Genomic DNA, 19932 nt, shown 5'->3' on the forward strand with positions numbered 1-19932 from the left:
CGAAGTAAATTTTCTATGGTAACATACGTTGGTACTTTAATTATCTACTACATTAGTAAACTAAAGGATTTCGGAGGTTTCACCATGAATGCAGTTGTTTTAGCGGTTGTTTTAATGTTGATATTAAGCTTGCTGCGGGTCAATGTCGTGATTGCGCTGGCACTTGGCGCTTTAGCGGGCGGACTTGCAGGTGGATTAGGTCTAGGGGGAACAGTTCAAGCGTTCACTGACGGTCTTGGCGGAAATGCGACAGTGGCGATTAGTTACGCACTATTAGGTGCATTCGCAGCCGCACTGACGAAAACGGGTCTTCCTGATGCCATGGTCGAAGGAGCTGTGAAGCTTCTTGGAAAAGAAGGCGATTCAAGAAGAAAAACATTATCAAAAGTGCTCATTATTCTGGTCATTTTGATCGTATCTTGTTTTTCTCAAAACGTTGTTCCTGTTCATATTGCCTTTATTCCGGTCTTAATCCCGCCATTATTAAAGGTGTTTAACGAGCTTCAAATTGACCGCAGACTGCTAGCATGTGTGATGACTTTCGGACTTACTGCACCATATATTTTGCTTCCGGTCGGTTTTGGACAGATTTTTCACGGAATGCTTCGTGACAACATGAAAGATGCAGGTTTAACAGTGAATTTAGCAGACATTCCGTATGCGATGCTGATTCCTGTAGGCGGCATGGTTCTTGGCTTGATCGTTTCACTCTTTGTCTATCGTAAGCCAAAAACATATGAGAATCGTGACATTACGGATGTAGAAAAATCAGCATATACAAAAAAGAGCTTATTCTTTGCTGGACTTGCGATCCTTGTATCACTTATTGTTCAGTTATATCTCTCTCAAAGCCTTGGAGTCGAAGGGATGATCTTCGGTGCGCTTGCAGGCTTGCTTGTCTTGTTTGTAACGGGAATGATGAAACGCGATGAAGCAGATGCGCTGATTACATCTGGCATGAACATGATGGCATTTATCGGATTTGTCATGCTTGTTGCAGCTGGATTTGCCAATGTTTTAACGAAAACAGGAGATATTGAATCTCTCGTCAAGGCGTCTTCTCAATTTATCGGAAACAGCCAAAGCTTAGCGGCTATTTTAATGCTACTGGTGGGTCTGCTAGTGACAATGGGCATTGGCTCATCATTTGCAACGATTCCGATTATTACGACGATCTTTGTCCCGCTTTGTTTACACTTAGGATTCAGCCCGATGGCGACTATTGCGATTATTGGTTCAGCTGCGGCGGTAGGAGATGCAGGTTCACCTGCAAGCGACAGTACACTCGGACCAACATCTGGACTGAATATGGATGGACAGCATCACCACATTTGGGGTACATGTGTCCCAACATTCGCTTTTTATAATATCCCGCTCGTCTTGTTCGGCTGGCTTGCGGCAATTATGCTATAAATGAAAAAAGGTTCCTTACTCATAGAGTAAAGGAACCTTTTCTGATATTAGGAAGCTGTTTGTTCTTTTCGAAAGGATGTGGCTTTTGAAACCGATCGATAAATTTTAGGTGCCAGCATCGCAAGGAGGATGGTCAGCGCATAGTCTTTTACCATAAACCAAATCATGAAGAACCATGTAGTTTGATAAGAGATTGGTGCGTTCAGCCATACATTTAATGCGATGTATGTATAAGTTGTCCCGATCACATACATCACGGTCGTTCCTGCAATGGCTGCAAATAAAAAGCGGCCAAAACCAGGGTTTTGTCTTTTTTCAAGAATGAATCCGGCAAGCCAAGCAGCAGGAATGTATGATAACACAAAGCCACCGCTTTTTCCTAAAATAACGCCGAGACCCGCCGAGAACTGTGCGAATACAGGTGCACCAGCGATCCCAACAAGAGCATAGACAATCATGGCCAATGCGCCAAGTCGTCTGCCCAACAAAAGACCAGCAAGCACACAAAAAAACGGCTGCATCGTAAGTGGGATTCCGCCGACCTGTAAAAATGGCACAATGGATGTGATATTGGCTCCGATAGCCATGAGTGCAGCAAACATCCCGACGAGCACAAAGTCAGCTGTTCTTGTCTTCTTTTGCATGATATTTCCCCCTGTCTTATCTGTACAAATAGATTAAGGGGAAGAGGTTCTTTTGTCAACTCATTTTTATTTTAGGTTAACAATAAAACCCGCCCCTGAAAAGGGCGGGCTAGATATTAAGCTTCGGTCATGGAAGAGGTTTGAAGGGCTTTACTAACAGGCACATAATCATAGCCGAGATCACGAGCGACAGCTTCATAGGTGATATGTCCGTTCATCACATTGACGCCTTCAGCAATCGCCTTGTTTTCTTTGATCGCTTTTGCAGCGCCTTTATTTGCAATCTGCAGTGCGTATGGGACCGTGACGTTTGTTAAAGCAACTGTCGATGTTCTCGGAACCGCTCCTGGCATATTGGCAACAGCATAATGTAAAATGCCGTGCTTTTCATAAGTAGGCTGATCATGTGTTGTGATATGATCGATTGTTTCCACAATCCCGCCTTGGTCAATGGCTACATCGACAATGACAGAACCAGGCTTCATTTGTTTCACCATTTCTTCTGTGACAAGGGTTGGAGCTTTGGCACCTGGGATGAGAACCGCACAAATGAGCAGGTCTGCCTCGCTCACTGAATCTGCAATGTTAACAGGATTAGACATTAACGTTTTCATTTGATGACCAAACTGATCGTCCAGCTGGCGTAATCGTTCCGCATTTACATCAATAAGAGTGACATCTGCGCCAAGTCCGATCGCCATTTTCGCTGCATTTGTTCCAACGACACCGCCGCCAATAATGGTGACTTTCCCTCTCGATACTCCTGGCACGCCTGCGAGCAGAATGCCTTTTCCGCCTTTTGGCTTTTCTAAAAATTGAGCACCAATTTGAGCAGCCATTCTACCTGCAACTTCAGACATTGGCGTTAATAGAGGGAGTGATTTTCCGTCCGTTACCGTTTCATAAGCAATGGCTGTCACACCTTTTTGTTTTAATGCTTCAGCCAAGGAGGGCTCTGCTGCAAGATGCAGGTACGTAAATAAGATCAGACCTTCTCTGAAATATGAATATTCTTCTGGTAATGGTTCTTTTACCTTCATAATCATATCAGAAGATGCCCACACATCTTTCGCTTGATCAAGAATCTCTGCACCAACAGATACATAATCGTCATCAGTGAATCCGCTTCCAAAACCAGCGTTCGTTTCAATTAAAATCTGGTGTCCAGCTGAAAGCAATTGAGATGCTGCTCCTGGTGTTAATGCGACCCGGTTTTCATTGTTCTTAATCTCTTTCGGAATGCCGATGATCATATCAATTCCTCCTATGCTTATCTATTGATATTGTATGTCTAGTGTATCCTGAAAGTTTAGAAAATTCTTCGGTTGAATGAAAAAATTAAAAAACGCCTCTTTGTGAAATTTCACAAAGGGACGTTTTTTAGCTTCATATCAAGATAAATGGTCATTTTCTCATTCATGTTTTTTAAATCAATTTCTGCAATGTCCGTAATCCGCTTCAGTCTGTAATTCAGTGTGTTGATATGAATATTTAACTGCTTTGCGGCGATATTGGCGTTGCTGTCACAATCAATAAATCGTTCAAGGGTCTCGACGAGGTTGGAATGATGCCTGAGGTCGTAATCCTCAAGCTTTGATAAAGAGTAACTGGAATAAGACGATCCCTTTCGTTTTTCAGCAAGCACATCTAAGTATTGATAAATACCCAGTTCAGAAAAGCTGTTTAATTGTTCTGTTTCCACAGGAAAGCGTTCTTTTGTTTTTAAGACGGCCAGTGCTTCTTTATAGGATGGCTGAATATGAGTAATGTGATCGTAAATTCCACCAATGGCCGCTTGAACGTCATGGAGCTGATACCGATCAGACAACTGCTTTAGCATGCCGCTTGTGAATTGTTTAATATCTTGAAGCGGATGTTCTGTTTTTGGCGAGACAAGAATAATGAATTCGTTAAAATCAACAGTCGTTAACAGCACCTGCACTTGCTGCGTTGTTTCAAGCAGATAGGAGAGCTTCTTTTCCGTATCTTCTGTCAGTTCATCACGAAGGCGAAAAATAATAATCGCATACGTGTCTGGACACCTCATCCCAAGCCTCAAGAAGAGATCAAGCATCTCATCCTTTTCATGAATATGTCCTGTGAGCATCTTCCAAAATAGCTCCTGATTGCGTTCTTCTGTTTTCGTTTTTCGAATTTGTAAATTGAGTAATTTGTTTTTCACGGCATGTGCTGCCATCTTGAGAAGGTCCATTTCTTCATCTGAAAAAGGCTGCGTGGATTCAATTGCCCAGATAAAACCGAGCACCTCTTTGTCTTTCCATATGGAAATGGCAACCCTGCTGGATAGACCGACTTCTGCAATTTGAGGTACGCGAAGCGGTTCATCTGTTTTAAGGAGTGTAGGAATGATACCGTCTTTCCAAAGCCGATTAATGACTTTTTCCGGTACACGGCGGGAGATAATGGTTGAAGTTCTGGCGGGATCAGTGAAATCATTATGTGTGCTATAGGCTAATAATCGATGATGAGTATCTTCTATAGTAATAGGGCAATTGAGCACATCACTAATTTGGTCTGCCACATCCTCTAAACGATCAAGGCTATACTTAAATGGATCTGTCTTTTTTGTCATAAAAAACCCCTGCTTTTTCGAATATTTCACGTACTTACATTATGAAGAGAATCAGGTACGTAAATCAACAAGAAAATGCCATAATCATTAAAAAAACAAAAAGCTTGAGAAATGAGCACATTGGTCATGCGTTTATCACAAAAAGAAATAGTACAATAATAATGTAGTAAAAAATCAATAGGCGGAAAGGTTCATCGAAGTGCACGCCCTTTTATTAAGAATATATGACCAAAAAATTGTTAAATACTAGATAAAGAGCGAAAAAACAGTAATTCTATAGACTCATTTTGTAAAATAAAAACAGATTTGTTTGACTGTGTATCATTTCTGTTTTTATAATAATAACGTCAAAAAATAAGTGGATTAGCCCATTATATGGCGGCTATGCACGGGAGGTAATGAGGAATATGTCAGGAATTATTCGCGTAACCCCAGAAGAACTAAGAGCGACCGCTAAGCAATATGGTGTTGAAAGTCAAGAAGTGTTAAACCAAGTTGATCGTCTAAATAGAATGATCTCTGACCTAAAAGGAATGTGGGAAGGTGCTTCTAGTGAAGCATTCGCTGATCAATACGAACAGCTAAAACCTTCATTCATCAAAATGTCTGATCTATTAACAGATGTCAGCAATCAGCTTGATCAAACTGCAAATACACTTGAAAGCACTGACCAAGACATCGCTAGCCAAATCCGCGGCTAATCAAAGGGATTTCCTTTCTAAGTGTGAAAAGCAGAAAAAGCGCCGAGTCTGTCAGTTGATGCCGGCGCTCTTTCTATTTTGTGAGGTGGAAATTTGTGTATATCGATATTACCATCGACTTAAAAAACTATGATGGCAGTGTGTTTGATTTGAGACTATCAAATTATTTACATATTAAACAAGTCATCCATATCGCCTGGCAGGCAAAACAAATCTCACTACCTAAACGAGATGGCGGATGGGTGCGTGTAGTCAATAAGAAAGCTGTGTTTTCAGGCGAATATAAGCTGTCAGACTGTGGAATCACCACAGGAGACAGGCTGGAAATACTATGAAAGGACTTTTGTAAATGGCAGATAAAAAGAGTTCCTATTTAGAAGAACAATTAGAAGCAGTCATGAAAAAAGAGGAAGGCACTTACACCTTCATTTTTCAAAGAGAGACAATTAAACTCTTAGACGGTTTAGAAGCGGCACCGATTAAAGACATCAATCCTTCATTTAAAAAAGAGATCCAATTAACCGAAGGTGAGGTCATCATTTCGATTCAACCGCCTCCTGCCTATCAGGAATTTCGTTTCATCCATGCAAAGGATGAAAAAAGCAAATGGATTTTTTCATACCAGCTTGTCGATGCAGTGTGCAAACACGACGTGAAGCGGCTGCATCCTATTGTTTCTCCTGAAAACATTGTTTTTCATCAAGGCTTAGCGCCTGCATTTTTGCATTACGGGGTCAAAGAAAGCATCCCGCCATATGAAACCGACCAACATCGTCTATTAAAAGAGGTCAAAGCCGTCATTCTTCGAGTGGTGGACCATGAATATCAGTTTCAAGAATATTTGGCTTATCATGATACGTTGAAATTATCTGAGCAGGCAAAGGAAATAAGTGACACACAGTCGCTGGAAGAATTGTCTGCTTTGATTCAACAAAAAATAGAAGCCATCGAAGCAAAAGAAAAGACGCTCTTAACCATTCCAAAAAAGAAATGGAAGATTGAACGATACATTGGACTTGGTCTCCTTGTTCTTTTGATTCCTGCATTGGTGTATACCATTTACACGTTCTTTTTCGCCATGCCGAAACAAGAAGCGTATGTGGAAGCGAACAAATATTATCTCAACAAACAGTACAGCCAAGTGGTGGATACGCTCGAAAAATACAAAGCCGATCAAATGCCAGTCTCTCTTCAATATGAACTGGCCATTTCGTATGTGCAAACGAATCAAGGGAATCTATTGCTTGACCAGCACAAAAAAGAAATCACGGATACGTACACATTGCAGACAGACCCGCAATACTTCCTGTTCTGGATTCATATTGGACAAGGCAATAGCAAGGAAGCTCTGGATATTGCAAGGGTGCTCGGGGACGACCGATACATATTCACAGCACTCGTCGCCTACCGCAATGAAATTCAAAATGACGACAGCCTATCTGCTGAAGAAAAACAAAAACAGCTAGATCCAATCATTAAGGAAATGGCGAAGTATGAAGAAAAAGAAACAACGGAGACGAGCACCAATGACTCCTCAGATGCAAGCCAAACAGATGAAACAGCTGAACAAAAAGAGCAGTCAAAAGCCGATCAGGAGAAAAAAGAGAAAGAATCTGATGCAAAAAAGAAAACCTCTCAGACGAAAAAAGATGAGAAAAAATAATTCTTTCGATACAACTGACAGTTGGTGCTGTCCGATGAGGAGGTGGAGCGTTTGAGTCTTCTATGGGTTTTTTATGAAGAAGATTATCAAACCGTCCGTTTAGATGAGCAGTTCAACCGGGAAGCTGTGATTGGACCTGAAATAGAGCATACAGTAACGATTCCTTCCCTTTCGTTTGATGAAGGATTGATTCGTTTATCTCCAGATGAAACGAATGACGGCTTTTCTCTTTATCAGGGCGAAAAAAAGAAAGGTCACTTACTTCCACATGAACCATATCAGGTTGGTTCACTCACACTCATGTTGATGGATTCACATCATGATCAAATCATTTATTACCTAGGAAATAGAGTCGAAGTGACTATTTCAAGTGAAGAAATAGATGAAGCGGATGTGTGGAAAGAAGAAGCCCATTCAATGTTTCAAAATGCCAAATCCTTCACGTTGGAAAAAATAGAAGGCGCTTGGTATGTGATTCCCCAAGATGAAACGATCTATGTGAACGGGAAACAGCTGCACGGTCCACAGCAGCTTCTTGCTGGAGATGAGCTGTTTTGGAACTTTTTGACGCTGTCATTGAAAGATGATGATTTATTGCAAGTAATAGCATTTGAACCATTTCAAACAAGTTTAGAAAAAACAAGGCCGCCGAGTACCGAAACGAAACAAAAATATCCTTTATATAGACGAACACCACGTTTGATTTACGATCTGCCAGATGACCGGGTGTCTTTCAGCTTTCCTTCACAGGAGAGTGAAAATAACGGCAGAGGACTTTGGCTCGTGGTTCTTCCGCCGCTTGTCATGCTGATTGTCATGGGGATCGTGGCCCTTGTACAGCCGCGAGGTATCTTTATTGTCGTGTCGATGGCGATGTTTATTATGACGTTAATTACTTCGTCCGTTCAATATTTTAAAGAGAAATCACAGCGCAAAAGACGAGAAGAGAAGCGGCAACGCGTTTACTCTCTTTACTTAGAAAATAAGCGGAAAGAGCTGCAAGAGTTGTATGACCGTCAACAATTTATTTTAACGTATCATTATCCGTCTTTTGAACAAATGAAATATTTGACGTCAGAAATCAGCGGGCGTATTTGGGAAAAGACGCTTGTCAGTGATGATTTTTTACAGTTGCGTCTAGGGACAGGTGCAGTTCCTTCAAGTTATGAATTATCGACGAGCGGCGGCGATATGGCCAATCGTGACATCGATGACTTAATGGAACAAACACAGCATATGCAAAACGTCTATCGCGAGGTAAAAGATGTACCGATTACGTTCGGTCTTGCGGACGGTCCAACCGGATTAATAGGAAAACCGGCAATTGTCAAAAATGAGCTTCACCAGCTTGTCGGTCAGCTTGCTTTCTCGCACAGCTATCATGATTTGAGATTTGTTTTTATCTTTAATGAACAGGAGTATGAGAACTGGGAATGGATGAAATGGCTGCCGCACTTCCAACTTCCTCATACATACGGGAAAGGGTTTATATACAACGAACAAACACGTGATCAGCTTTTGTCTTCTATTTATGAAATTTTACGAGAGCGTGATCTGGAAGAGGAAAAAGAGAAAAAAATCTTTACGCCTCACTTTGTGTTTATCGTGACAAACCATGAACTCATTGCGGAACATGTGATTTTAGAATACCTAGAAGGCAGCCGGACGGATTTAGGCATCTCAATTATCTTTGCGGCAGAAACAAAGGAAAGCTTGGCTGAAAATATTTCAACGCTTGTTCGTTACATTAACGAAGAAGAAGGAGATATTCTCATTCAGCATAAGAAGGCTGTACGAATTCCATTTCAGCTGGATGCACATGAGCGAGCGGACAATGAGCTGTTTGCCAGAACCTTAAGAACATTAGATCATCAAGTCGGGATGACCAACTCGATTCCAGAAACAGTCTCCTTCCTTGACTTGTTTCATGCCAAACAGGTAGATGACATTGGCATTCGTGAAAAATGGCTGACATCTGAAACAGCAAAGTCATTATCTGTGCCTATCGGTTATAAAGGAAAAAACGATATTGTCGATCTAAATCTGCATGAAAAAGCACATGGCCCACATGGTCTATTAGCAGGAACAACGGGATCAGGAAAAAGTGAGTTTTTACAGACGTATATTTTATCCTTGGCTGTACACTTTCACCCGCATGAAGTGGCGTTCCTGCTCATTGATTACAAAGGGGGCGGAATGGCGCAGCCGTTCCGAAATATTCCGCACTTACTTGGTACGATCACAAACATTGAAGGCAGCAAAAACTTTAGTGAAAGAGCGCTTGCCTCTATTAAAAGTGAACTGAAGAAAAGACAGCGCTTGTTTGATCAGTATCATGTGAATCATATCAATGACTATACGAAACTCTATAAAGAGAAAAAGGCGGAACAGGCGATGCCTCATTTGTTCTTAATCTCTGATGAGTTTGCTGAATTAAAAAGTGAAGAGCCAGATTTTATTAGAGAGCTTGTCAGTGCCGCGCGGATTGGACGAAGTCTCGGTGTCCATCTCATTTTGGCGACACAAAAGCCCGGCGGGGTCATTGATGATCAAATTTGGAGTAACTCCCGCTTTAAAGTCGCATTAAAGGTACAAGATGCATCAGACAGTAAGGAAATTTTGAAAAATAGTGATGCAGCGTCGATTACCGTGACAGGTCGTGGATATTTACAAGTGGGGAACAATGAAATCTATGAATTATTCCAATCGGCTTGGAGTGGTGCACCGTATATGGAAGATGGCTACGGATCAGAAGATGACATCGCCATTGTAACGGACACTGGACTGATCCCATTATCAGGGGTAAGTACAGAGCCAGCTGTGAAAAAAGAGACAGTGACGGAAATTTCCGCTGTTGTGGATGAAATTGAACGTATGCAGCAGGAGCTTGGAATTGAAAAGCTTCCGAGTCCATGGCTTCCACCGCTTGAAGAGCGTATTCCAAAAACACGTTATGCATCAAGTGAAGAGCACGTCTTCCATTTCGCTCTTGTCGATGAGCCAGATCAGCAAAGCCAGCATCCACTTTCTTATCAAATGATGGAGGATGGAAATATTGGCATCTTCGGTTCATCCGGCTACGGCAAATCACTTGCTGCAACAACACTGCTTATGAGCTTCGCAGAAAGATATTCACCTGAAGAATGGCATGCATATATTTATGACTTCGGTAACGGCACCTTGCTACCGCTTGCCAAACTTCCGCATACGGCTGATTATTTCTTAATGGATCAAATGAGAAAGATTCAAAAGTCGATGAAGCGTCTTCGTGAAGAGGTTGAATATCGCAAGCGTTTATTTAGACAGCAGGAAATGAGTCATATCAAAATGTACAATGCGCTGAATGAGAAAAAGCTTCCATTCATATTTATCGTGATTGACAACTTTGACATTGTGAAAGACGAAATGCATGAACTCGAATCTGAATTTATTCAGTTAAGCCGTGATGGCCAATCGTTAGGCATTTATTTCTTAATCACAGCGACTCGTGTCAACGCAGTCCGTCAATCTCTTATGAACAACTTGAAAACAAAGATTGTCCATTACTTAATGGATCAAGGAGAGGCATACTCCATTATTGGCAGACCGAAATTCAGCTTAGAGCCGATTCCAGGACGAGTCATTATCAACAAAGAAGAGCTTTACTTTGCCCAAATGTTCCTGCCAGTTGAAGGAGAGAACGATCTCGAATTGTTTGAGCATTTAAAACAAGAGATCCAGCTTCTAGATGCTCGCTTTGAATCAGCTGAAAAACCAAAACCTGTGCCGATGCTTCCTGATAAGCTGACCATTTGGGAGCTAGAGAGTCGCTTAGAAGAACAAAAACAGCCGTATCACATTCCAGTCGGACTAGATGAGGAATCTGTTGCACCTGTTTACTTTGACTTGAAGAAGAATAAACACTGCCTCATCATCGGTCAAACGCAGCGAGGGAAAACAAATGTGACCAAACTAATGCTTGATCAGCTATTAGTAGCAAAACCTGAGAAGCTGGCCGTCTTTGATTCGATTGATCGGGGGCTCTCTCATTATGCAAAAGAAGAAAACATTGATTACCTTGAAACAAAGGATGATATCACAGAATGGGCAGAGGAAATAGATCGTTTATTCAAGGTGCGTGAAGAGATGTACGTCGAAGCTGTGCGCCGAGGAGAGACTGATCAGTTGTCGTTCTCTCAAATTGTGCTTGTGATTGATGGCATTACGCGTTTTCAGCAGACAATCGACCCACGCCTTCAAGATCAATTGGCTGATTTCATGAAATCATATGCACACTTAGGCTTCAGCTTGATCGCATCAGGAAATCATACCGAATTCAGTAAAGGCTATGATGCACTCACAAACGAAATCAAACAAGTTCGTCATGCCATGTTACTGATGAAAAAATCAGAGCAAAACATCATACCGCTTCCGTATGCAAGACAAGAACCAGAGATTCAGCCAGGATTCGGATATTTGGTTGAAAACGGGAAAGAGAAGAAAATCCAGGTTCCTTTATGTGCGGTAGAAAGGAAGAGTGTTCAATGACAGAGCAGCAAAAAAGCTCCATCAAAATCGTGTCGACCATGATACTGATTCTCGTCTTGCCGGTTCTATTTTTCCATCTCATTGGGGATGATCCGGCAAAACAGAAAAAGAATGCCACACGTAACATAGCCGTGGTCAATGAGGATATGGGGGCGAGCGAAAGTGAAAATACCGCTCGTTTCGGACAGGATGTGGTGGCGGCATTATCAGAGCGTCCAGATTACACATGGACAGTCGTCAATCGAAGTGCGGCAGAAAATGGCCTGAAAAATAGAAAGTACGATGCAGTTCTTTATATTCCATCTGACTTCTCTAAAAATGTGCTGAGCTATGATAAGGATCATCCTGAGAAGGCATCTATCCAATTCTCAATCCAAGATCAGCTCAATGCAGTGAATAAAGAAAAAGTACAAAGAGAGCTAGAAAATGCTCAAAAGAAAATGAATGAACAAATGTCGACTTTATATTGGAGTTTTGTATCACAGGAAATCGGCAATGTCAGAGAAGAGTTTGAGCATATTGTTGGTAAAGAGGTCGAATTCCAAAACACGATGTACAACTTCTATAAGCCAAATTCAAACAAACTATCTGATGCCGTCCAGCAGCAGAAGAAACAAATAGAAGAACTAAAAAATGCGATGGCCGATTCACAAAAACAGTATAAAGACGGTTTAAGTACAACAGAAGAAGCGAAAAGCCAGCTGAAGGATTTCGTAAAAGTAGTCGATCAATATCAGCAGTATCAAGACAAACAAAAGGATCTCTTGATCAAAGCGCAATCGACAAGCAAAAAACAAATCCAGCAAGGACTCAAACAGCTTGCGGAGATTCAAAACCAAAACGCCCGCAGCTTTAGCGATCAAATGGGCGGACTCAAAACCGATATCAATGGGGTCCAAAGTCAGCTTAAAACAACGGACAGCGCAATTCAATCTGTTCAAAGGGCAAGAGAAGACGTAATTCCTAAGCAATCGTCGGGATTAACGGACCTTGTGAAGGCGTCTCAAGAAGAACTATTGAAGAATTATGAAGGTCAATACTTAGAGGCCTATAAAAGTAAGATCATCGCCTTGCAGAATAAGCTAGAGACAAAAAGGCAAGAGTTAATGAACGCGCCCGAGCAGCCAGCTGATCCTGATGATGACGGGCAATCAGATCAAGATAACGAGAACCCAGAAGAGATTGGCATTAACTTAGATGATGAAACAAATGAACTCTCGCAAATTTCATCGGAAATGAACGATCTAGCTGATCAATTAGAAGATCAGACTGCACCTCCTACTAATGAAGATGATAAAGAGGGTGAAAATGGCCAGGATGCTGTTCAGCCAGATAACAGCGGCACGAATCAATCAAAAGACGACCTGAAAGCACTGTCTAATCGTTTAGAAGAAGTGAAAAAGAAGATTCAAGAAAAAGCGGCCGCTCATAACGACCAATTGAAAGACAAAGTAAGTCAAATGAGTAAGGAGCTTGAAAGCCTCACGAAAAAAGTAGAGAAGCTTGAAAAGATGATTCTAAGGTTACAAGATCGATATAACGTCATTCCGAATGAAATCAAAAATCAGGAATCCTCTATTTTAAACAAAGTGCAAGAGCTGAAACGAGTAAACTCGCCGATTGGCAACACTGTGAATACGAAAATATTTGATCAAGAGTTTAAAACAAATTCAACAAGCACCAAAAAGTTAATGGAATACTCCAATCAACTGTCTCAGCTAGAGATGATGCTTGGGAATCTATATCAACCAACAAACAACTCATCTCTACTAGACACAAAAGGAGATGAAATCCAGTCCATCCTTGCCATCAAAAAAGAAGAAACGGAAAACTGGGATACACTCAAAAATCAAATGCTGACGTCAAATGATGATGTGTCTACCTTTATTGATGAGATGCAAAAATTCTCAGATGGCTACGCAGAATACATTTCGACTCAGCAGGCAAGCATGGAACAGGAGTTAAATGCCATTTCTGAAAGTGCGGACACAGTAGCTGAACAAATGGCTGATCAAGGAGATGCGGTGTATACGGCAGACCTTGCGGGCAGTTCGATTGTTGTGAGTGCACAGGATTCAATTGGTCAGGAAGTGCTTCGTCTTTCTGAAAATATGAGTTCGTTAACCGACCGCCAAAAAGGGGTGGCGGATTATACGAATAATATTGAAGAAAGTGTCACAACCGTTCAAGAAAAAGCAGATACGTTGAACGAAAACTGGAGTAAGAATGTCAATTCTACGAAGCTTGTTCAACAAGATTTGAAGGGTATTTTAGGCAACACTTTAGACGATCAAGGCAACAGCAACTATGTGTATAACCATTTAGCCAATCCGCTGAAAATTAGCGGCGATGTGCCAGAAGAAAAAACGCAGACTGTACCGCCAGTAGTCATTTTGGTTATTGTCATGATCAGCAGTTTGTTGATTGGCTTTTTTAGCTCGTACTATGCGTCAGCGCCAATGCTGGTCAAAGGTGCACTGTTTGGTATTTTAAATCTGTTAGTCGGGCTCATGATCAGCCTGTTTGGACTCAACATTTACAAACTAGCTGATGACCAAGCCATTCAATGGTCCATCTTTACGATTTTGCTGCTAGTGGCATGCTCTGCCTTTATTCGCACAGCTTTCCTTTTCGGTTCAATTGCCGGATGGATGGCAGCAACGGCGCTTATATTCTTCTTTGTTGCACCGTTAATTGATTTGGTCATGCCAAACTTCCATTTTACAAATCCAGTGACAGACGTGTATCTGTCTATCCAATATGGAAATGGAGACAACTTCGGTATGGGCATCACAGGGCTACTGATTTTAACGATATTGTTCATGGTCATTCCACTAGTGAAGAAGCTATGGAAAGACAAAACAGAGGAACGTGATGTCACTCATGAGGCTTAATCTATTCGTCAAAGGGATGGCACTTGGTGTCATATCCCTTTTTCTCCTCAGTCCTGCTGCTTTTGCTGCTACAGGTGAAGATACGGATACGAATGTCAAGCCGAATGAATATCAAGAAAAGAACCTCAATATTAATTCGAGTATATTGAGGGATCAAACGAAATACGAACAAAGCAAAACAACATCTAAAGTCAAAACGGACATTCACTTTGCTGACCCGCCTAAGACCTCTGGTGGTCAACTTTCGCCACAAATTTTTAGTGATCTGAAAGAAAATCCGCCTAAAACGCCAGCTCGTATGATGAAAGAGATGAATATCTCTTTCAGCGATTCGGCTGTATCAACGCCTTCTGGCGATGATCATGAAAAGCAGAGATCGGCGCTTCTGCCAATCATTTTTGGCATCTTGATCGCCTTTGGCATCATTGTCATGATCATTCTGATTCCAAAGGTGAATGTGAAGACGGAAAAGAAATAGCCTGCCTCTTTAAAAAGGGCAGGCTTTTCTTTATGCAGATTGCTTGATGTGATACCGATTCACTATTTAAAATAGTGTTATCAAGGGAGGAGATTGTCATTCGAATTTCAATCGTCACAGGCGGATCAAAAGGATTTGGTTTAGCACTTGTCAAACAGCTACTTTCACGCGGGGATAACGTGTATACCGCTGCAAGAAGTGAGTCGCCACTATCCCATCCACACCTCACGCATTCACAGGTCGATCTCACTGATGAGGAATCGGCTGCAAAGTGGCTTCAGGGCATCTTGTCCTCGCAAACTCTCGCAGACGCTGATGACGTCTTGCTTGTCAATAATGCAGGAATGGTGACTCCTATCAAGCGTGCAGGGCAAGGCGGAGAAGATACGCTTCATCAGCATTATACGCTGAACCTTGTCATCCCTGTTTTGCTCAGTCACGTGTTTGTGAGGGAGACACAATCTCTTGAAGGGAAGAAAACCATCGTGCATCTTTCTTCTGGGGCAGCTAAAAACCCGTACAAAGGATGGAGTGCCTATTGCAGTTCAAAAGCAGGGCTTGATATGTTTATGAGGACTTTACATGAGGAACAGCAGGACGAAGCATATCCTGTCACCACGTTTTCCTTTTCACCCGGTACGATTGATACGGATATGCAGGGAGAGATTCGGAAATCCTCCAAACAGGACTTTGAACAAATTGAACGGTTTCAGCAATTACATGAAACAGGTACGTTAAAGAGCCCAGATGAAGTGGCCGGTATTTTACTCGACCTTCTAGCAGATGACCCAGCTGGCGGTTGTGTATACGATGCCCGTGAGTATGGAAAAAAGCAGTCATAACGGCTGCTTTTTTCGTATTGTACAAGCAAAGACAGCTTATCGAGCATAAGCTAATTTTGAGACTCATCGGAAATATGACAGAACATTTGAGTTTCTTTTCAGAATATGTTAGGATGCTAAAAATATAGATAAGGAGGGGTTTCCATGAGAAAGGTTACATTAATGGATGTTTACACCCATCCAGTCGCTCAAAAATATTTAAATCGTTCAGGAAAAGCCCACGCCATTGCTTGTGCTTATCACGCATTCAAACTGGCGATGCAGGCGGGGATTAACCCGGATCTTGCTGTGAAAGCAGCACTCTTGCATGACATCGGCCACTATGAATGGTATACAGCAGGCGGAGAATGGGATTACGAGACATATAGACGAAATGATATTCATGCCATTAAAGGGGCAGAGCGGGCACATAAACTGCTCATACGGCTCGGCGAGGAACCAAAAGCAGCCAAAGAGATTGCCCTTGCGATTTTGCTTCACACAGATTCATATTTGCCAGAGGGCGACCTGCATAAGGACACACTCCAGCAAATTGTGAAGAAAGCAGATGAAATGGACGAAGAGCCTGGTGGACACCATCATTACAGACAAATAGATGAATCACTTGCGCTCAAAAAAATTGCTGATTTGGATGAGAAGGTGCAGCAGGCGCTTCAGCCCATGAAACGCTCTGTTTAATATGGAATATCTCCATGAATCGTTCCGTGCTGATCCACATACAATGTGCGGATCACAGTACGGTTAAATGCCGACGTCCCTGACGCAGTGAGACCTGTGTAATGAACCGTGACGGAATAAGCACCTTCTTTTTTCAATTGAACGGCAGATGAAGAGCTCGTTTTCAGTGGATGATCCTTCTCGGCATCTTTAAAATAAGTGGTCTCTACAGTTTTGCTTAATCGTTTAATCAGCTTGCTCGAATGTGTCGATGCATCTCCTGATTTCGCTGCAGCGATTTTGATTTCTTCATTCAATGGTGAATCAAAGGATACAAGTAGCAAATAAGGATCCTTTTTTACTGAATTTGATCGAATCGTCCATTTTCCTGGAACGGGTTTATTGATTTGTACATGGTGTGAATAGGCGCCTTCATATGGGAATGATGCTTCGGATGTCGTCAAATTGGTTAAGACATCTCCATTTGGCGCAACGATTTCCGGATTGGCTTCCTGTCTTTCATTTAACCACTGAATCGATAGGCCATTCGTTCCTTCCTCTACATAGAACGCTTCTGTTTTATCCTTTTCACTTTCTCCACCTTTCACATAAACGTTTGTATTTAGCTCTGAAGAGACTGGTTCTTGCTCTTGTTCGTCTTCACTTTCAGCGCTTGCGGTACTTGCACGCAGCTGTGCCTGAAATACGGGGAACATGCTTGTGCCGTTTTTGATCGAAAAGTGATCCCACTTTCCTGTTAAAATATTGTTTGCATATGCTAGCTTTGTGCTGCTGACCGTCACAGCGCCATCGTTTGCACCAAAGCTTTTTAAATACATGCCGCCTAAATAGAGCACTCCGCCAAAGGTTCCCCATTCTGAACCAGAATAGGTCACATATTTATGAGGAAACGTCTCCAGCCGGTCGGTTTCACTTCGAAAAGCTGCCATCATCCCGGTTTGCAGAGAATAGAGCGCGTCGCTCTTTTGTCCAAGGATTTGCGCAAGCCAGCTCCCGCCTTTGCTATAGGCTAAATCCGCAAGCGGCGTCCCATAATGTGGAGAGCCAAGTGTGATGACTTTCTCTACATATGGATGAGCGTTGTAATACACGAGTGCAGCCTGCGTATCCACTCCGCCTTTACTATGACCGATTACTATCAGTTTTCTGCCGAAAAATTCATAGATTTCTTTTAACTTTTCTGCTAATAGTTTCCCATTCTTTTTCATGTCCTGATCTGGATACAAATCTATGAACGCGCTTTCGTATCCGTTCAGAACAGCTTGTTTTGCCATATCGTTTCGATCAGACCATGTGGAGGAAGAACTGTTTATGCCATGAACAAAAACAAGTGGGGGTTTTGACAGGTCTTTTTGTACCGGTTCTTCTCCTTTAAACCACTTCCCTGGTGTACCAGGTGCATCTCCAATTGTGCCTGCGTGCGCATAACTTGCAGAGGATAGTAAGAGCATGACAGCAACGATACAGATTAATTTTTTCAAGATCATTCACCTCTTCAAATAATTTAAGATGTTGGCAGCACCAATCTATTATACTTCTAAAAATTGTAAAAAAATATGAAATGTAAAAATACGGTAATAATGTTGTGGGTTTGCTGAGTGACACTCACATGGGTCATTGCATACGCTGTGGGTAAATACACAAGTAAAGGGGCAGGTAGCATGGCACAACAAGGAAGTCCACAGCTTGTTTCATTAGTTGATCCATATGTTTATCAAACATTGCAGAAAGTAGTCGGTATGAGATTGATTGTTCAAACAGTGAAAGATACAGTACGTGGAAAGTTGAAGGAAGTGATGCCGGATCATATTGTGATTGAGGCGGGGGCAAAATCAGTGTTTTATGTGCGGATCCAGCAAATCGTGTCGGTGATGCCTGATCACAGTGAAAGAGTGTAACAAGCAGACGCACAGGTGTCTGCTTTTTTCAATGCTTACAGAATGTATATCTGGAAAAAGTGCATGATATACCAATTGTTCTTTTTTTTTCAAAAAATATGGTTCTAAAACAAGAAGCAGTTGACAGAAGGTGGGTTGAATAGTAGTTTTTTAATAAGGTCAATACGTAACAGGAGGAGCATCTTTGTTAAAATCTAAAGTTCATTTTTGGACATTCCAAATATTACTGGTTTTACTGATTGTGTATGTATCAACAAAAGTTTCATTTTTATTTCAGCCGATCATTTTATTTGCTTCAACGTTGTTTGTTCCTATTTTACTGGCAGGTATTCTCTTTTTCATCTTTAATCCGATTGTTCGATTTTTGTCGAAGAAGATACCTAGGACGCTCGCCATTCTGATTATTTATCTCCTATTCATCGGGCTTATCACGTTTGTTGTCAATGCTGCTGGACCTGTCATTGTCACGCAGGTGGGTGGACTTGTCAAAAGCTTCCCGGGGTATGTCACGGACATGCAGAAATTTATCAACGATTTCTCGCATTCTAAAACATTTACGTGGATGATGAACCAAGATTATGTGTCTGTTTCGAAGTTTGAACAGTCGATCGTTTCGACATTAAAAGATTTACCGGAAAATATTGCTTCCAGTATGTCGGCGGTGTTTGGCGTGATTGCAAATATTGCCCTCGCTGTCATTACCGTTCCATTCATTTTATTTTACATGCTAAAAGACGGGCATAAGTTTCCGGACAAGCTCGTTCAATTTTTGCCAATGCCTTACCGTAAGGAAGGATTGAAGATTTTTAAAGAATTAAACGATACGCTTGCTGCTTACATACAAGGGCAAATCGTTGTTTGTTTATTTGTCGGAGTTGCTTGTTTTATCGGATACTTATTAATTGGTGTGAAATATGCGCTCATTCTCGGCATCATTATTGCGGTGACAAACGTCATTCCATATCTTGGGCCATATCTTGGTGCGGCACCAGCTGTGCTCATTGCTTTTCTTGATTCGCCTGGAAAAGCGGTTGTGACTGTTATTGTCATTCTTGTTGTTCAGCAGATCGATGGAAACGTCATTTCTCCATTGATCATTGGAAAACGTCTCAACACACATCCGTTAACAATTATCTTGCTATTAATTGGGGCAGGAAGTTTTGGCGGAATCCTTGGCATGATTTTTGCCGTCCCTGTCTATGCGCTGCTGAAAGCCATCACACTCAATATTGTCAGATTGGTTCAGCTGCGTCAGCGCTCTCGAAAAGAACAGCATTTAAACGTTTAGGGCAGATGCACAACTTTTCCCTTTTTGCATAACATAACTCACATAAGCGAATAGGGAGGAGAAGGAAGATGCCTGCGATTGTTGGACCCATCCATATTGAGTCTTTAGGCGGAAACGGCTCGGCTACTTTTGGTGACGTTCTCGCCATTGCCCCTTTGGCTGTAGATCACTCGACCGGTGGAGCGGGAGCTTTTAATTCAGGTGATTATATGTCCCTGACAAGCGATCCGAATGCCACCATGCTTTGGGACTTTACACTGTTTGGCCAGCCTCAATCATTTAATGCATAAGAGACAGCTGATCATATGACATA

At 41.9% G+C, this 19932-nt stretch carries 16 protein-coding genes; 12 read left to right on the forward strand and 4 right to left on the reverse strand.

Annotated elements, in window-relative coordinates; genetic code table 11:
• Positions 1-84 precede the first annotated feature (84 nt).
• Positions 85-1413 carry a Na+/H+ antiporter family protein gene (locus KFQ09_RS13935; RefSeq protein ID WP_008345907.1) on the forward strand — a complete coding sequence of 443 codons (1329 nt, stop codon included), beginning with the start codon at positions 85-87 and terminating at the stop codon, positions 1411-1413.
• Between the two features lie 47 nt (positions 1414-1460).
• Here the strand turns inward: KFQ09_RS13935 and KFQ09_RS13940 are convergent, their stop codons facing one another.
• From KFQ09_RS13940 to KFQ09_RS13950, 3 genes are all read right to left on the reverse strand, one after another.
• The gene (locus tag KFQ09_RS13940) at positions 1461-2057 is read right to left on the reverse strand and encodes a biotin transporter BioY (protein ID WP_008345905.1); all 597 of its coding nucleotides are present in this window, start codon (positions 2055-2057) and stop codon (positions 1461-1463) included.
• Between the two features lie 116 nt (positions 2058-2173).
• A complete protein-coding gene (gene ald / locus KFQ09_RS13945; protein WP_050826570.1) occupies positions 2174-3310 on the reverse strand; it encodes an alanine dehydrogenase in 1137 nt (378 codons plus the stop codon).
• Between the two features lie 110 nt (positions 3311-3420).
• The gene (locus tag KFQ09_RS13950; protein ID WP_008345900.1) at positions 3421-4650 is read right to left on the reverse strand and encodes a sporulation transcriptional activator AdeR; all 1230 of its coding nucleotides are present in this window, start codon (positions 4648-4650) and stop codon (positions 3421-3423) included.
• A gap of 407 nt (positions 4651-5057) precedes the next feature.
• Here KFQ09_RS13950 and KFQ09_RS13955 point away from each other — a divergent pair, with 407 nt between their 5' ends.
• From KFQ09_RS13955 to KFQ09_RS13990, 8 genes are all read left to right on the forward strand, one after another.
• The gene (locus tag KFQ09_RS13955; protein ID WP_003213769.1) at positions 5058-5351 is read left to right on the forward strand and encodes a WXG100 family type VII secretion target; all 294 of its coding nucleotides are present in this window, start codon (positions 5058-5060) and stop codon (positions 5349-5351) included.
• Between the two features lie 95 nt (positions 5352-5446).
• Positions 5447-5686, forward strand: a complete 240-nt coding sequence (locus tag KFQ09_RS13960) for an ESX secretion system protein YukD (protein ID WP_008345897.1) — start codon at positions 5447-5449, stop codon at positions 5684-5686.
• A 14-nt stretch (positions 5687-5700) separates the two neighbouring features.
• Positions 5701-7014: a type VII secretion protein EssB gene (gene essB / locus KFQ09_RS13965; protein WP_045034547.1), complete on the forward strand. Its 1314-nt coding sequence runs from the start codon at positions 5701-5703 to the stop codon at positions 7012-7014.
• Positions 7015-7065: 51 nt separating this feature from the next.
• On the forward strand, positions 7066-11541 hold the full coding sequence (gene essC, locus KFQ09_RS13970; protein ID WP_255835768.1) for a type VII secretion protein EssC: 4476 nt from the start codon (positions 7066-7068) through the stop codon (positions 11539-11541).
• Complete coding sequence (gene esaA / locus KFQ09_RS13975) at positions 11538-14435, forward strand: type VII secretion protein EsaA (RefSeq protein WP_048002198.1); 2898 nt, start codon at positions 11538-11540, stop codon at positions 14433-14435. Before essC ends, esaA begins: the two co-directional genes overlap by 4 nt.
• Positions 14416-14913, forward strand: coding sequence for a type VII secretion protein EssA (gene essA / locus KFQ09_RS13980; protein WP_041091830.1), 498 nt, complete (start codon positions 14416-14418; stop codon positions 14911-14913). Before esaA ends, essA begins: the two co-directional genes overlap by 20 nt.
• Positions 14914-15011: 98 nt before the next feature.
• A complete protein-coding gene (locus tag KFQ09_RS13985; RefSeq protein ID WP_039963912.1) occupies positions 15012-15755 on the forward strand; it encodes a (S)-benzoin forming benzil reductase in 744 nt (247 codons plus the stop codon).
• A 144-nt stretch (positions 15756-15899) separates the two neighbouring features.
• Entirely contained in the window at positions 15900-16433 is a 534-nt protein-coding gene (locus KFQ09_RS13990) for an HD domain-containing protein (protein ID WP_007500462.1), read from the forward strand.
• Here the strand turns inward: KFQ09_RS13990 and KFQ09_RS13995 are convergent.
• Positions 16430-17914: an esterase/lipase family protein gene (locus tag KFQ09_RS13995; RefSeq protein ID WP_326110547.1), complete on the reverse strand. Its 1485-nt coding sequence runs from the start codon at positions 17912-17914 to the stop codon at positions 16430-16432. The genes KFQ09_RS13990 and KFQ09_RS13995 overlap by 4 nt on opposite strands.
• Positions 17915-18094: 180 nt before the next feature.
• Between KFQ09_RS13995 and KFQ09_RS14000 the strand changes: the two genes are divergently transcribed.
• The 3 genes from KFQ09_RS14000 (at position 18095) to KFQ09_RS14010 (ending at position 19909) form a co-directional block, all read left to right on the forward strand.
• Positions 18095-18331 (forward strand): YuzF family protein, encoded by a 237-nt coding sequence (locus tag KFQ09_RS14000; protein WP_003213721.1) that lies wholly within the window; start codon positions 18095-18097, stop codon positions 18329-18331.
• A gap of 184 nt (positions 18332-18515) precedes the next feature.
• A complete protein-coding gene (locus KFQ09_RS14005) occupies positions 18516-19619 on the forward strand; it encodes an AI-2E family transporter (protein ID WP_008345881.1) in 1104 nt (367 codons plus the stop codon).
• Between the two features lie 68 nt (positions 19620-19687).
• A complete protein-coding gene (locus tag KFQ09_RS14010) occupies positions 19688-19909 on the forward strand; it encodes a spore germination protein (RefSeq protein WP_008345880.1) in 222 nt (73 codons plus the stop codon).
• Positions 19910-19932: the final 23 nt, after the last annotated feature.

Source organism: Bacillus sp. FS02 (genome assembly GCF_024398395.1).
Taxonomy (GTDB): domain Bacteria; phylum Bacillota; class Bacilli; order Bacillales; family Bacillaceae; genus Bacillus; species Bacillus altitudinis.